Source organism: Paracoccus spongiarum (assembly GCF_030732095.1).
Classification (GTDB): domain Bacteria; phylum Pseudomonadota; class Alphaproteobacteria; order Rhodobacterales; family Rhodobacteraceae; genus Paracoccus; species Paracoccus spongiarum.
Map to the genome: position 1 here is coordinate 281,804 of NZ_JAVAMQ010000001.1, position 14,315 is coordinate 296,118.

Genomic DNA, 14,315 nt, shown 5'->3' on the forward strand with positions numbered 1-14,315 from the left:
CGGTCCTCAGGCGCGGTCGGGCGCGGCAGGCCCGGACGCCCCGCCGGACGCCCCCTCGGCGGTGTTGTCAGCGGCCTCGTCAAAGCGGTCCTTGCGGCCCAGCAGCCGGCGCATCAGCACATAGAAGAGCGGCGCGAACAGGATGCCCATGACCGTCGCGAACAGCGTGCCGCCCAGCACCGTGGCGCCGATGGCGTTGCGGCCGTTCGCCCCCGCGCCGCTGGACAGCACCAGCGGCAGCACCCCCAGCGAGAAGGCGATCGAGGTCATGATGATCGGGCGGAACCGCTGCCGCGCGGCCTCGACCACGGCCGAGAACAGCGGCACCCCCGCCTCGGACCGCTCGCGCGCGAATTCGACGATCAGGATGGCGTTCTTGCCGGTCAGCCCGATCACCGTCAGCAGCCCCACCTGGAAGAACACGCCATTGTCGAACTGCCCCGCCCAGGCGCCCACCAGTGCGCCGAGGATGCCGATGGGCATGACGAGGATCACCGCCAGCGGGATCGACCAGCTTTCGTAAAGCGCCGCAAGGCACAGGAACACCGCGGCCAGCGACAGCGCGTAGAGCAGCGTGGTCTGGTCGCCCGACTCGCGTTCCTCCAGCGAAAGCCCGGTCCAGGCGACCGAGAAGCCGCCCGGCAGTTCGGCCACCATCCGCTCGATCTCGGCCATCGCCTCGCCGCTGCTGACGCCGGGGGCGGGGCTGCCCTGGATCTGCATCGAGGGGATGCCGTTATAGCGGTTCAGCCCCTGCGGCCCGAAGCTCCATTCGCCCTCGGCGAAGGTCGAGAAGGGCACCAGCCCGCCGGTCGCGTTGCGCACGCGCCACTTGTCGAAATCGCTTGGACCGGCGCGGGCCTCGGCCTCGCCCTGCACATAGACGCGCTTGATGCGGCCGCGATCGACGAAGTCGTTCACATAGGCGCCGGTCCAGGCGATCTGCAGCAGGTTCGCCACATCGGTCGCGGTCACGCCCATCGCCCCAGCGCGGCGCCAGTCGATGTCCAGCCGGAACTGCGCCGCGTCCTCGAGCCCGGATGGCCGCGCCTGCGCGATCATCGGGTTCTGCGCGACGGCGCCCAGCAACTGGTTGCGCGCGTCGAGCAACTGTTCCTGCGACTGCCCGCCGCGCGCCTGGAGATAGAAGTCGAAGCCCGAGACGTTGCCAAGCTCGATCACCGAGGGCGGCACGATCGGGAAAACCATCGCATCGCGGATCTGGCTCAGGGCCCCGAAGGCGCGACCGGCCACGGCCTGCACCGATTGCGCGGGGTCGGGCCGTTCGGCCCAGTCCTTCAGCCGCACGAAGGCAAGGCCGACGTTCTGGCCCTGCCCCGCAAAGCTGAAGCCGGTGACGCCGAAGACCGATTCGACGTTCTGCGCCTCCTGGGTCAGGAAATATTGCTGGACATCGCTGACCACGGCCGCCGTGCGTCCGGTCGTGGCGCCGGTCGGGGCCTGGATCAGCACGAAGGCGATGCCCTGGTCCTCGTCGGGCAGGAAGCCCTCGGGCGTGCGCAGGAACAGCAGCACCATCACCGTGCCCAGCGCGGCATAGATCAGCAGGATCCGCAGCGGCCGTCGGACCATCCAGCCGACAACACCGGTATAGCCGCGGGTGGTGCGGTCGAAGCCGCGGTTGAACAGGCCGAACAATCCGCGCCTCTCGCCATGCGCGGGCTTCAGCATCGAGGCGCACAGCGCCGGCGTCAGCGTCAGCGCGACGACCACAGACAGGCCCATCGCCGAGACGATGGTGATCGCGAATTGCTGGTAGATCACCCCGGTCGAGCCGCCGAAGAAGGCCATCGGCACGAACACCGCCGACAGCACCAGCGCGATGCCGATCAGCGCCCCGGTGATCTGGCCCATGGACTTGCGCGTTGCCTCGCGCGGGGACAGCCCCTCTTCCTCCATGATCCGTTCGACGTTCTCGACCACCACGATGGCGTCGTCGACCAGCAGACCGATGGCCAGCACCATCGCCAGCATGGTCAGCGTGTTGATGGTAAAGCCGAAGGCCGCCATGATCCCGAAGGTGCCCAGCAGCACGATCGGCACCGCCAGCGTCGGGATCAGCGTCGCCCGCCAGCTTTGCAGGAAGACGAACATCACCACCGTCACCAGCACGATGGCCTCGATCAGCGTCTTGACCACCTCCTCGATCGAGATCTCGACGAAGGGCGAGGTGTCGAAGGGGATGACGTATTCGACGCCCTCGGGGAAGAATTCGGCGAATTCGGCCATGCGCTCCTTCACGCGCTCGGCGGTGTCCAGCGCGTTCGCGCCGGGCGCGAGGCTGATCGCCATGCCCGAGGCCGGCCGGCCGTTGAAGGTCGCCTCTGCGTCATAACCTTCGGCGCCGATCTCGACCCGCGCGACGTCCTGCAGCAGCACCAGCCCGCCGTTCTTCTCGGCCCGCAGCACGATCTGGCGGAAATCCTCGGGCGTGGACAACAGCGACTGCGCGGTGACGGTGGCGTTCAGCTGCTGGCCGTCCATCGCCGGTTCCGCCCCGAAGGCGCCGGCCGAGATCTGCGTGTTCTGCGCCGAGACCGCGGCGACCACGTCCGAGGGCGCAATCTCGTAGGCGGCCAGCTTCGAGGGGTCGAGCCAGATCCGCATGGCGTATTTCGCGCCGAACACCTGCACGCTGCCGACGCCCTCGATCCGGCTGAGATCGTCGACGAGGTTGGTCACCAGATAGTCCGACAGGTCGGTCTGGTCGTAATCGTCGTCGCCGATCAGGCCGATCACCATCAGGAAGCCCGAGGATGACTTCTCGACCTGCACGCCCTGGCGCTGCACCGCCTCGGGCAGCAGGGGCGTGGCCTGCGACAGCTTGTTCTGCACCTGCACCTGCGCGATGTCGACATCGGTGCCGGTCTCGAAGGTCAGCGTGGTCGAGGAACTTCCCGCCGAGGTCGAGCTGGAGGACATGTAGCGCAGCCCGTCCAGACCCGTCATCTGCTGTTCGATGATCTGGGTGACGGTATTGGCGACGGTATCGGCCGAGGCGCCCGGATAGGCGGCGCGGACCGTGACCGAGGGCGGCGCGATCTGCGGATACTGCGCGATCGGCAGCGACAGGATCGACAGCACGCCGATCCCCATGATGATGATCGAGATGACCCAGGCGAAAACCGGACGGTCGATGAAGAAGCGGGCCATGGCTGGTCTTTCGCTGTTCGCTGCGCGCTCAGTTGCCTTCGGCGCCGGGGGCAGCCTCGCCGGCAGCCGCGGCCCCCGCGTCAGCCGAGGCTTCCGCGTCAGCCGAGGCCGCATCCGGTGCGGCCGGGGCTTCGGTGTCGGCGGGCGCCTCGGCCCCGGCGGCCGCGGCTGCGGCGCGTTCCTCGGGTGCCACGGTCATGCCCGCGCCGATCTTCTGCAGCCCGGCCACCACGATCCGGTCGCCATCGGCCAGGCCCTCGCGCACCACCCAGGCGTTGCCGCGATCCTGCACGATCTCCAGCAGCCGTTCCTCGACCACGTTCTGGGCATTCACCACCATCGCCACGGGCCGGCCGCGCCGGTCGCGGCTGACACCCTCCTGCGGGGCGAGGATCGCACCCTTCAGCTGTGCCTGCGGGATGTCGGCCAGCACATACATGCCCGGCAGCAGCAGCCCGTCGGGATTGGAGAATTCCATCCGCAGCGTGATGACACCGGTGGTCTCGTCGACATGCGGCTCGGCCGCGGTCAGCTGCCCGGTCTGGTCATAGGCCGAGCCGTCGGCCAGCCGCAACGTCACCGTGCGGTCGACGCCCGCGGGCAGCGCGGCCGCGGCGCCCTGACGCTGCCAGCGGACGATCTCGGCGGCCGACTGGGTCACGTCGACGCGCACCGGGTCGATGCGCCGTATCACCGCCAGCGGGGTCGCCTGGCCCGCCGTCACCAGCGCGCCGGGGCTGGCCTGCGCCAGACCGATCACGCCGCCAAGCGGCGCGGTGATGGTGCTGCGGTCGAGGTCGATCCGGGCCGACTGGACCTGCGCCTCCGCGGCCTTGACGGCGGCATTCGCCGCGTCGCGCGCGGCGATGGCACTGTCCTCGGTCTGTTCGCTGGCCACGCGCCGGTCGCGCAGCGCCGCGACGCGGTCGGCCTCGCGCCCGGCCGCATCGGCCTGCGCGCGCGCCTGTGCCAGCGCGGCCTCGGCCTGCGCCAGCGCGGCCTCGTAGCTGCGCGGATCGATGCGATAAAGCGGCGCGCCCGCGGCGATCTGGGTGCCTTCCTCGAACAGCCGTTCGGTGATCAGCCCGCCCACCTGCGGGCGCAGTTCGGCCTCGGCCGAGGCGACCACGCGGCCCGGCAGGCTGGCGGTCAGGGTGACATCCTCGGCCTTCAGGGTCACCACGGTGACCGCGGGCGGCGGCGCCTCGCCGCCCGGCTGCTGCGCCATCACGGCAGGCGCGGCCAGCATGGCGGCGAACAGGGTAGCCATCCCAAGGTGTCGAATCAGCGAGGTCATGCTGGCGGTTCCGCTTCGCAGGAAAAGGATCAGGGGTCGCGCGGGGCAAAACGGCAGGACCGGCCGGCCGAGTCCCGGGCACGCTAGCCGCACCGCGCCGAAGTGGCAACCTGTCTTACCGAATCGGTCGGACTCTGCGGCCGCGTCAACACAACCTTAGGCCTTGTCGGATAGGCTATCGACGCGCGGGGTCGATATCCCATAGATGGAGCCGCGTCCCAAAGCCGCGAGGTTCCGTGCCCATCCCTGCCCCAGTTCCCGGCCCTGCCCCCGTTTCCCGGCCTGATCCGGCCGCGCCCGACGCGGATCGCCTTGACGCCTCCGCGCCCGCCCGGCGCAGCCGGCTGCGCGACTTGCTGCCCTATCTGCTGGCGGCGGCGCTGTTCGGTCTTGGACTCTATGCGCTGCACCGGCTGCTGGCGCCGGTCGACCTGCTGGCGGTGGCCGGACAGATCCGGGCGACGCCCTGGCCGATGATCGCGATGTCGGTCGCGGCGACGCTGGCCGGATATCTGTGCCTCGCCGGCTATGACTGGTCGGCGCTGCGCCATATCGGCCGGCCGCTGCCGGCGCCGGTGGTGCTGACGGGCGGGCTGATGGCCTATGCCTTCGGCAACACCATCGGCCTGACGGCGCTGACGGGCGGGGCGGTGCGCTGGCGGTTCTATGCCGGGCTGGGCCTCAGCGGGCTGGACATCGCCGCCGTCTCGGCCTTCGCGGCGGCGTCCTTCGGCATCGCGGCCACGCTGGTCGGGCTGCTTGCGCTGGCCGCCCATCCCGACGCGCTGGCGCCGATCCTGCCGCTGTCGCCGGGCCTGCTGCGCGGGCTGGCCATCGCCGCCTGCCTCGCGATCACCCTGCCGCTTCTGCTGGCCTCGATCAGCGGCCGATGCCTGAGACTTGGGCCATTCCGCATGCGCGCGCCCTCGCCCGGCCTGCTGGCGGGGCAATTGCTGTTCGGCATCGGCGATGTCTGCCTGTCGGCGCTGGCCCTCTATGTGCTGCTGCCGGGCGATCTGCCCGATTTCCTGACCTTCCTGGCCATCTTCGCGGCCGCCACCATGGCCGGCGTCGTCAGCCATGTGCCGGGCGGCGTCGGCGTTTTCGAGACGGTGCTGATCGCCGCGCTGCCGGCCGGCGCGCCGATCGGCAGCATCGCGGCGGCGCTGCTGCTGTTCCGGCTGATCTACTACCTGCTGCCCTTCGCGATCGCGCTAGCGAGCCTTTCGGCCTTCGAGGCGTGGCGGCTGCTGGGCCGCGGCGGGGGCGCACGCCGCGCCGCCCGCGCCCTTGCCGCGACCGAGCCGGCCTTTCGGGCGATCCAGCCGCTGGCGCCGATGCTGCTGGCGGTGATGGTCTTCGGGGCCGGGCTTCTGATGTCCGGCTCGTCGCTGCTGCCGCCGCTGACCCGGGCCGCCGAGACCGCCGAGACCTTCCTGCCCCTCGCGCTGATCGAGGGCTCTGCGCTGCTGGGCAGCGCCCTTGGCGCCCTGCTGATCCTGCTGTCGCTGGGCCTGGCGCGCCGCAGCCTGGGTGCCTGGACGCTGACCCTGCTGGCCATGGGACTCGGCGCGGGCATGGCGCTGTTCCAGGGCCAGGAGACGGGTCAGGCGGCGGCGATGCTGGCGGGGCTGGCGATGCTGCTGCCCTTCCGCCCGGCCTTTCACCGCCGCTCGATGCTGACCCATGCGGCGCTGACGCCGGGCTGGATCGTGCTGATGATCGCGGCCATCGTCGGGCTGGGCTTCGTGCTGTTCTTCGCGCACAAGGGCACGCCCTATGTCAACGAATTGTGGTGGCAGTTCGCCGCCGACGAGCGGGCCCCGCGGGCGCTGCGGTCGGGGCTGCTGGCCAGCATGGTGATCGCGCTGGCGGCGCTTTACCTGCTGTTGCGGGCGCCGCGCTTCCGTCCCGCGCCGCCAGGTCCCGAGGAACTGGCCCGGGCCGAGGCGATCCTGCGCCGCGGCACCTCGCCGCTGGCCGGTTTCGCGCTGACCGGCGACAAGACCATCCTGCTGTCCGATGACGGTCAGGCCTTCGTGATGTTCGGCACCGCAGGCTCGTCCTGGATCGCCTATGGCGCGGCCGTCGGAGAACCCGCCGCCGCGCAGGAGGTCGGCTTCGACTTCGTCGATGCCGCCCGCCGCGCCGGTGCCCGGCCGGTCTTCTACGAGATCGGGCCCGAATCGGTGCCGCAGATGCTGGATCTGGGCATGACGCTGCACAAGATGGGCGAGGAGGCGGTGATCGACCTGACCGCCTTTTCGCTGGACGGGCCGTCGCGCAAGCGGCTGCGGACCAGCCATGCCCGCGCCGGCCGTGACGGGCTGAGCCTGGACCTGCACCTGCCGCCGCATGACGACGCCCTCTTTGCCGAGATCGGCCCGGTGTCATCGGCCTGGCTGGATGGCAAGCGGGCGCAGGAGAAGGGTTTCTCGGTCGGCCGCTACAGCCGCGCCTGGCTGGACCGCTGGCCCGTGGCGGTGGTGCGCCGGCATGGCCGCGTCGTGGCATTCGCCAATGTGCTGGTAACGGACCTTCCCGACCGCGCGGCGCTGGACCTGATGCGGCATGTGCCCGACGCGCCCTCGGGCACGATGGAGTTCCTGTTCACCGCGCTGATCCTGCGCCTGCGCGAACTGGGCTACCGCTCCTTCTCGCTTGGCATGGCGCCGCTGTCCGGTCTGGCCCCGGATCGCAGCCGGCGCCTCTGGGACCGGTTCGGCGCGCTGGTCTATCGCCACGGCGGCAGCTTCTACAATTTCGAGGGTCTGCGCGCCTTCAAGGCCAAGTTCGACCCCGCCTGGGTGCCGCGTTACCTGGCCACCGCGACCGGAATGCCGCCGCTGCTGCCGCTGGCCGACGCCGCCCGCCTGATTGCACGGGGCGGTCCTTCCGGCGACGGGGGCCAGCCCGGCGCGACGGGTCTTGCCTCGCTCTCACGCGCCGTCAGCCAACGCCTTGACAACCGCCGGCAGAGGGTTAGAACCTCCGGCCTGTGGGGCCGTAGCTCAGTCGGTAGAGCGCATCGTTCGCAATGATGAGGCCAGGGGTTCGATTCCCCTCGGCTCCACCAGTTCAGGCATCGGCACGTCAGGCAGTTGCCCGACATTGACGACCTCGGTCGATCCAGCCTCCTGAAGATCCGCCAGAATCCCGAAGATGTCGTGGAACATGGCAGGCCTTTCGATGGATCATCAGGGATCAAGACCATGGGATTTTCGTCGGACGCCTTCCCAGAGCGTCCTCGGTCAGCCGCGACAGGTCCATAAGCAGGGCATCCGGCGCCCCGACGACCACGGCGCGTATCTCGAGCGCACTGACCCGCTTCTCGGGAAACAATGGCGATTGCCCCCTTCCCTCGCTCATTTCCACAAATCGCCCGAGGACCAGATTCTTCCGTTCCCTGGACAGAAGCATCCAGTGACCTCCGCGACGGGTGTGCCGGGCGCGGTGAAGCCGCTGAGCACGGTGACCCTGAGGCGGAACTCCTCAACCTGACGATCGAAGTCTCGGGCGGACAGCGATGGGGGCGTCCCGCGTCGCTGATCCGCAGACCTCGCGGAAGCGCCCGTGGTCACCGAGGTCCGGCGGGTGATGCGCCCCCGTCCATCACGGCGCAGGTCATCGCCCATTTGGCGCGCGAGCTGCGGCACGAAAAGCCCGAGCGGGGGTTCGACTGAGGCTCTATGAAGGCTTGCCTGAGATGTGGGGTATCACATACGAGGTCGCTTGGCATCGCGGCCACCGCGTCCGCGAGAGGATGAGTGACCGCCATATCCGTATGTGTGGCCTTGGTGGAAATGGACGAGATTTGCGCAGGCGCACCGCCTCGCAAGGGTCAGGACGCCGGTCCGAGCGGCGTTCCCTCTGGGCATGGCGCAGGCCGACTGCTGGTTCTGACCATGGTCGAACGCGGTGGCCGGGTCGTTCTCGCACGGATCGCCAGTCATTCTAGTGAGTCGATCAGCACGGCGGCCTCGGCTCGGCTTGACCCCGCCGCCACGGTCATGACCGATGCACTGCCGGCCTATCGCCGCGTTGCGCCCGGCCACCGGCATCTCACCGTCAATCATTCGGCCGGGCAATATGTCGATCACGACGCCGGAGGGCCGGGTGCTGATGCGCACACCAACACCGCGGAGGCGGTTCACGGGATAATCCGTCGCCCGGAGTGAACCGCCCCGGGTTTGCCGGAGAGTTTGTGTTTCAATGATTACGCTGCTTTTTCGGCAGCGTTCAAGCTTGCGTAGAAGGCCTCTTCTTCGTCCGGTGTGATGTATCCGATGGCGCTGTGCAGGCGGGTGTTGTTATACCAGTCGGCCCATTTCAGGGTTTCCCATTCGACCCGACCAACGGACTTCCAGGGGCCGAGGAGCTTGATGACCTCGGTCCTGACCAGGCCGATGATGCTTTCTGCCAAGGCGTTGTCGCAGGGATCACCGTGGTGCTGGCGCTCGGGGTCGGGATAGGCCTCGTGAACGGGGCGATCACCGCCCTTGTCGGCATCCATCCGCTGATCGTGACGCTGGGAACCTCGACCATTCTCGCCGGAACCGCGCTGTTGCTCACCAACCAGCCGCGCGGGTCGGTGCCCCTCTTCTTCGAGGATTTCATCTATGGCCGGCTGGGCCCAGTGCCATACGGCATGATCCTGGTGCTCGCCCTCTACCTGCTGATCGGCATCATGCTGTGGAAGACCCGGTTCGGCACCCGCGTCTACGCCATCGGCGACAACGAACCCGCCGCCGCGATCTCGGGCGTGCCGGTGCGGCAGACCAAACTCGCCGTCTACGCGCTGAGCGGGCTTCTAGCCGCAGTGGCCGCGATCTACATGACCGGGCGCTTCGGTGTGGGCGATCCGCGGGCGGGGGTCGGCTTCGATCTGCGCTCGATCACGCCGGTAATCGTCGGTGGCACGCTTCTGGCCGGTGGAAAGGGTGGCGTGCTTGGCACCTTCCTCGCCGTGATCCTGCTGGCGCTGATGGGGAACGTGCTGAATTTCCAGAACGTGTCCAGCGCATGGCAGTGGATCATCGAGGGGCTGATCATCGTCGCCGCCGTATCGTTCTTCGCAGGGAGGGCCCGCTGATGGCCATGACGTCCGCAACCGCCGGACCGGCCGCGCAGTCCCGGAACTCGGGCACCGTGCGCGCACGCAATCGGCGCGAGCTTCTGATGCTCTTCGGGTTCCTCGTGGCGATCTGGGCGGTCACCGCCGCACTTAGCCCGCGCTTCCTGAACCCCGCCAACATTCGCGACATCCTGATCCTCGCGGCACCCTTGGGATTCGTGGTCATCGGACAGATGATCGTGATCATCGTGCGCGGCCTCGACCTGTCGGTCGCCTCGATCATGGCCACGGTCGCGGTGCTGGCGATCGGGATGGGCGACAACATCGCCGTGATCCTTGTGCTCGGGCTGATCCTGGGCACCGCAATGGGCGCGGTGAACGGCTATCTCGTGGCCTTCCGGCATGTCACGCCCTTCCTCGCTACGCTGGCAACGATGATCGTGCTGCAAGGCTTGCGTTTTGCCTATACCGGCGGCGCGCCCTCCGGCACGCTGCCCGAGGGGTTGCGCTACCTCTCGACGGGGACGGTCGCGGGAATTCCCGTTGCGGTGCTCCTGCTGCTGGTCGTTGGCGCGGCGGCGCACTGGATGCTGGAGCGGACGGTGTTCGGCCGACGGCTCAAGCTCTATGGCGTCAACCCCGATGCGGCCCGGATGACCGGCGCTCCGGTGCGATTTCTGGTGGTCATGGCTTTCACGATCTCGGGCCTGATGGCAGCGATCGGCGGGCTGGTGCTCGTGGGCTATGTCGGCATCGTCGACAACTGGACCGGCCGCGGTTACGAGCTCGACTCGATTGCAGCCGCCGTGATCGGCGGCGCCGCGCTGTCGGGCGGCCGGGGTTCGGTGCCGGGGGCGCTGCTTGCGGCCTTGATCCTTGTGTCGCTCTTCAACATCGTGGTGATCTTGGGGCTCTCGACCGAGCTGCAGATGCTGATCAAGGGAAGCCTGATCATCCTGGCTGCCGCCGTCTACATGACGCGGAGCAGGGCATGACCCGGAGGAACCACCATGCCGGAGCGCTTGCGCTCGAACCTCAGTCGGATTGTCGATATCCTCGTGCAATTCGACGGGGCGAACAGACCCCTGCGCAGCGTGGAGATCCTGGCCCGGGCCAGGCTGACACGGGCGACGGGCCACGCCCTGATCCGTGCACTGGTTGCAAAGGGGTGGCTTGCGCGCGTCGATCACGGATTGCTGCAGCTTGGACCGAAGGCGGCGGACCTGATGTTCGGCCCGCTTGAGCCCGCCCTTGCGCTTGACGAGGCACCGGTGCGTCTGGCCGCCCTGCCCGGCATCAAACGCGCAGAACCTGCAAGCCTCGCCGGGGAGGACCCGTGGCGGCCCGACCTGGTGGAACTGGTGGACACGGCCCGCTTTGCCAGACCGGGCAAGGTGACGATCGGGTTCGCGAACGCGTCCCTGTCCAACCCGTGGCGCGTCGCGCTTTTGGCCAGCATGCGCTACGGCCATCAGTTGAACGAAGACCGAATCGCCGCGTTCGACATCAGGACCGCCGACGACGACCCCGACGCCCAGATCGCGCAGATCGACGACCTGGTCCGCACCGGCATCGACATCCTGATCGTCAGCTGCCCCAACGTGCTGAACCGGTCACTCAACGAGCGGCTGCTTGAATTGTCGGCCACCGGCCTGCCGATCATCGCGCTCGACCGCCGACCCAGCGACCCGTCCTGCCTGGTGTCCTTCGTCACCGCTTCGGACAGCCGCATCGGGCGCGTGACGGCCCAGTGGATCGTGGAACATCTGCGGGGGCCGTCGCGGGTCTGGATGCTGTCGGGCGTCGAAGGCGCGAGCCCCGCGATCCGTCGTCAGGCCGCGGCGTTGACCGTGTTCTCGGCTGAAGGGCGACACGGTTCTCGACATCACCTCCCGCAAGATCCCCACCCTGCAGACGCTGCTCGAGGCAGACGACCCCGCCGCGGCCGCGCGCGCGACCGAGGGTCGGCCGCTGTGCAGGCTGGCCGACCTTGCCGACAATGCAACCGAGACGCCCGACCCCGACCGGCCCTGGCCCCTCGCCCCCAATGACCTTCAAGCCGTGAAGGCCTGCGGCGTGACCTTCGTGTCGTCCATGCTGGAGCGCGTCATCGAGGAAAAGGCCGCGGGCGACCCGACAAAGGCCGAGGACATCCGCGCCCGCTGCACCGCGATCTTGGGCGACAGCCTGCGCAATGTCGTGCCTGGCTCGGACAAGGCCGTCGAATTGAAGGAGGCGCTGATCGCGGTCGGCATCTGGTCGCAATATCTCGAGGTCGGGATCGGCCCGGATGCCGAGGTCTTCACCAAGGCCCAGCCGATGAGCGCGGTCGGAACGGGGGCCGCCGTCGGCCTGCATCCGGTCTCGGCGTGGAACAACCCCGAGCCCGAGATCGTTCTGGCCGTGTCCTCAAAAGGAAGGATCGTCGGCGCCACCCTTGGCAACGATGTGAACCTGCGCGACGTGGAAGGACGCTCGGCGCTGCTGCTGGGCAAGGCCAAGGACAACAACGCGGCCTGCGCCATCGGGCCGTTTCTGCGGCTGTTCGACGGGGACTTCACCCTCGACGATATTCGCAGGGCCGAACTGGACCTGACCGTGACCGGAACGGACGGCTTCGTGCTGACGGGCCATTCCACAATGGCCGAGATCAGCCGCGACCCCGCCGATCTGGTAGCCCAGGCCATGGGGCGACATCACCAGTATCCCGACGGAATGGTCCTCTTTCTCGGCACGCTCTTCGCCCCGACCGAAGATCGCGACGTGCCGGGCGAGGGCTTCACCCACAAGCTGGGCGATGCGGTGCGGATCCACGCTAGCGCGCTCGGCACCCTGACGAACACCGTTCGCCTGTCGACCGAGGCGCCTGCATGGCGCTTCGGCACCGCCGCCCTGATGCGCAACCTCGCGGCGCGCGACCTGATCTGAGGACAGATGAAGATGACCAAGGGACGACACCTGATTGCCGGCGACTGGGTCGCCGAGGGAGAGATCTTCGATAACGCCACGGTCGATGGCGTGGCCGACAGGTTCCATGCCGGCAGCCCGGACCTGGTCGACCGCGCGGTGGTGGCGGCAGAGGCGGCCTTCGTCCCTTACGCGGCACTGTCGCGCGCGCGGCGAGCGCGGTTCCTGCGCCGGATCGCGGACGAGATCGAGGCGCGCGGCGCCCGGATCACCCAGATCGCCACGCGCGAAACCGGGCTGCCTGCGGCAAGGCTGGAGGGCGAGCGTGGCCGAACGACCGGGCAGTTGCGCCTCTTCGCCGATCACATCGAGGCCGGCGAGTATCTCGACCGGCGACACGACCCCGCCCTCCCCCACCGCGCACCTCTGCCCCGGCCCGACCTGCGGCTGATGCAGCGCCCCGTCGGCCCGGTGGCCGTATTTGGCGCCTCGAATTTCCCGCTCGCTTTCTCTGTCGCCGGCGGCGACACTGCCTCGGCGCTCGCGGCAGGCTGCCCCGTCGTCGTGAAGGGGCACGAGGCGCATCCCGGAACCTCCGAGATCGTGGCCGAGGCGATCGCCGCGGCGATCTCTGCCGAGGGACTGCACCCCGGTATCTTCTCGATGGTTCATGGCGGCAGTCAGGCGGTGGGCGCGGCGCTGGTGCAGCATCCGCTGATCAAGGCGGCGGGCTTCACCGGATCGCTGCGCGGCGGCCGGGCGCTTTTCGATCTGTGCGCGGCGCGGCCCGAACCCATCCCGTTCTTCGGCGAGCTCGGATCGGTCAACCCGATGTTCCTGTTGCCCGGTGCGATGGCCACCCGGGCCAAGGCGATTGCCGAGGGTTGGGCGGCCTCGCTTACCCTTGGGGCAGGCCAGTTCTGCACCAATCCGGGCCTTGCCATCGCAGTGGAAGGCGACGCGGCCGATGCCTTCGCGGCGCGGGCAGCCGAGGCGCTCGGCACCGTCCCGCCACAGGTGATGCTGACCGACGGCATAGCCAAGGCCTTCCGGACCGGGCGCGACCGTGCCGCCTCAACCGCTGGTGTGGGGGTGCTCCTGTCCACGTCCTGCAACGGCCGCAACGCCTCTCCAATGCTCCTGCGTACAACCGGCGACGCGCTCCGGGCCGATCCACAACTGATGCACGAGGTCTTCGGCCCGCTCGGCATCTTCGCGACCGTGCATGACCTTGACGAAATGGTGGCGCTGGCCACGTGCCTGGATGGGCAACTGACGGCCACCATGCACATCGACGACGCCGACACCGAGGCCGCCGCGCAACTTCTTCCGGTGCTGGAGCGCAAGGCCGGTCGCATCCTCGCCAACGGGTTTCCAACGGGCGTCGAGGTGGCCGATGCGATGGTGCATGGCGGCCCCTACCCGGCCAGCACGAATTTCGGGGCCACTTCGGTGGGGACAATGGCGATCCGACGCTGGCTGCGCCCGGTCTGCTATCAGAACCTGCCCAAGGACCTGCTCCCGGAGGACCTGAGGGTATGAACAGGCCGAAGACACCAGCGGCCCGACAGCGACCAACGTCTTTTGAGTGTGGCGCACGTGATCGGGCCGTGCCACATCCTTTCCCCCGCGCGTGAAGCACCCGACGTTTTTGCAGCCGGCTGCGTGGTCGGCAACCGCAGCGAGATTGCGTCGTTCCGACCGACGTTGCCACGGTTGGGGATCCACGCCCCTGCCGCGCGCCAGGGGCTGTTCGTCCATTGCAAGTCAGACGCTCAGCGTCTCCGCTTTCGCCGCGCCACCCTGCAGCTTAGCAAGGTCCTCGGTGGCACAAGCTTGTACCTCGCGACCGTACAACGCGCG

8 protein-coding genes, 1 tRNA gene and 3 pseudogenes are annotated in these 14,315 nt (G+C 68.9%); 8 read left to right on the plus strand and 4 right to left on the minus strand.

Annotated features, from left to right (window positions below):
- Positions 1-6 precede the first annotated feature (6 nt).
- Positions 7-3,174, minus strand: coding sequence for an efflux RND transporter permease subunit (locus tag Q5Y72_RS01420; protein WP_305961633.1), 3,168 nt, complete (start codon positions 3,172-3,174; stop codon positions 7-9).
- A gap of 28 nt (positions 3,175-3,202) precedes the next feature.
- The gene (locus Q5Y72_RS01425) at positions 3,203-4,444 is read right to left on the minus strand and encodes an efflux RND transporter periplasmic adaptor subunit (protein WP_305961634.1); all 1,242 of its coding nucleotides are present in this window, start codon (positions 4,442-4,444) and stop codon (positions 3,203-3,205) included.
- A gap of 263 nt (positions 4,445-4,707) precedes the next feature.
- On the opposite strand from Q5Y72_RS01425, the gene mprF reads away from it, so the two are divergent.
- Together mprF and Q5Y72_RS01445 are read left to right on the plus strand one after the other, a co-directional pair.
- Positions 4,708-7,512 carry a bifunctional lysylphosphatidylglycerol flippase/synthetase MprF gene (mprF, locus tag Q5Y72_RS19845; RefSeq protein ID WP_371930735.1) on the plus strand — a complete coding sequence of 935 codons (2,805 nt, stop codon included), beginning with the start codon at positions 4,708-4,710 and terminating at the stop codon, positions 7,510-7,512.
- Positions 7,472-7,547, plus strand: a tRNA-Ala gene (locus Q5Y72_RS01445). The genes mprF and Q5Y72_RS01445 overlap by 41 nt, the downstream gene beginning before the upstream one ends.
- 289 nt (positions 7,548-7,836) lie before the next feature.
- Here Q5Y72_RS01445 and Q5Y72_RS01450 read toward each other — a convergent pair.
- Positions 7,837-7,995, minus strand: a pseudogene (locus tag Q5Y72_RS01450) (IS5/IS1182 family transposase); the annotation flags it as partial.
- A gap of 279 nt (positions 7,996-8,274) precedes the next feature.
- Here Q5Y72_RS01450 and Q5Y72_RS01455 point away from each other — a divergent pair.
- A complete protein-coding gene (locus tag Q5Y72_RS01455; RefSeq protein ID WP_305961638.1) occupies positions 8,275-8,649 on the plus strand; it encodes a transposase in 375 nt (124 codons plus the stop codon).
- A gap of 38 nt (positions 8,650-8,687) precedes the next feature.
- On the opposite strand, the gene Q5Y72_RS01460 is transcribed toward Q5Y72_RS01455, so the two are convergent.
- Complete coding sequence (locus tag Q5Y72_RS01460) at positions 8,688-8,984, minus strand: integrase core domain-containing protein (RefSeq protein WP_305961639.1); 297 nt, start codon at positions 8,982-8,984, stop codon at positions 8,688-8,690.
- Here Q5Y72_RS01460 and Q5Y72_RS01465 point away from each other — a divergent pair.
- The 5 genes and pseudogenes from Q5Y72_RS01465 to Q5Y72_RS01485 all read left to right on the plus strand — a co-directional run bounded on the left by Q5Y72_RS01465 (position 8,949) and on the right by Q5Y72_RS01485 (position 13,994).
- Positions 8,949-9,563 carry an ABC transporter permease gene (locus Q5Y72_RS01465; protein WP_305961640.1) on the plus strand — a complete coding sequence of 205 codons (615 nt, stop codon included), beginning with the start codon at positions 8,949-8,951 and terminating at the stop codon, positions 9,561-9,563. The two genes, Q5Y72_RS01460 and Q5Y72_RS01465, sit on opposite strands and share 36 nt — an antisense overlap.
- Complete coding sequence (locus Q5Y72_RS01470) at positions 9,494-10,540, plus strand: ABC transporter permease (RefSeq protein ID WP_305961641.1); 1,047 nt, start codon at positions 9,494-9,496, stop codon at positions 10,538-10,540. The genes Q5Y72_RS01465 and Q5Y72_RS01470 overlap by 70 nt, the downstream gene beginning before the upstream one ends.
- Positions 10,541-10,555: 15 nt before the next feature.
- Positions 10,556-11,347, plus strand: a pseudogene (locus Q5Y72_RS01475) (substrate-binding domain-containing protein); the annotation flags it as partial.
- Between the two features lie 58 nt (positions 11,348-11,405).
- A pseudogene (locus Q5Y72_RS01480) lies at positions 11,406-12,473 on the plus strand (fumarylacetoacetate hydrolase family protein); the annotation flags it as partial.
- Between the two features lie 12 nt (positions 12,474-12,485).
- Positions 12,486-13,994 (plus strand): aldehyde dehydrogenase (NADP(+)), encoded by a 1,509-nt coding sequence (locus tag Q5Y72_RS01485; RefSeq protein WP_305961642.1) that lies wholly within the window; start codon positions 12,486-12,488, stop codon positions 13,992-13,994.
- The last annotated feature ends 321 nt before the right edge of the window (positions 13,995-14,315 follow it).

Coding starts and splice junctions, on each gene's coding strand:
- Q5Y72_RS01460 (WP_305961639.1), bottom strand. CDS start 8,984: ATGGATGCCGACAAGGGCGGTGATCGCCCCGTTCACGAGGCCTATCCC.
- Q5Y72_RS01485 (WP_305961642.1), top strand. CDS start 12,486: ATGACCAAGGGACGACACCTGATTGCCGGCGACTGGGTCGCCGAGGGA.
- Q5Y72_RS01425 (WP_305961634.1), bottom strand. CDS start 4,444: ATGGCTACCCTGTTCGCCGCCATGCTGGCCGCGCCTGCCGTGATGGCG.
- Q5Y72_RS01455 (WP_305961638.1), top strand. CDS start 8,275: ATGGACGAGATTTGCGCAGGCGCACCGCCTCGCAAGGGTCAGGACGCC.
- Q5Y72_RS01420 (WP_305961633.1), bottom strand. CDS start 3,174: ATGGCCCGCTTCTTCATCGACCGTCCGGTTTTCGCCTGGGTCATCTCG.
- Q5Y72_RS01470 (WP_305961641.1), top strand. CDS start 9,494: ATGGCAGTGGATCATCGAGGGGCTGATCATCGTCGCCGCCGTATCGTT.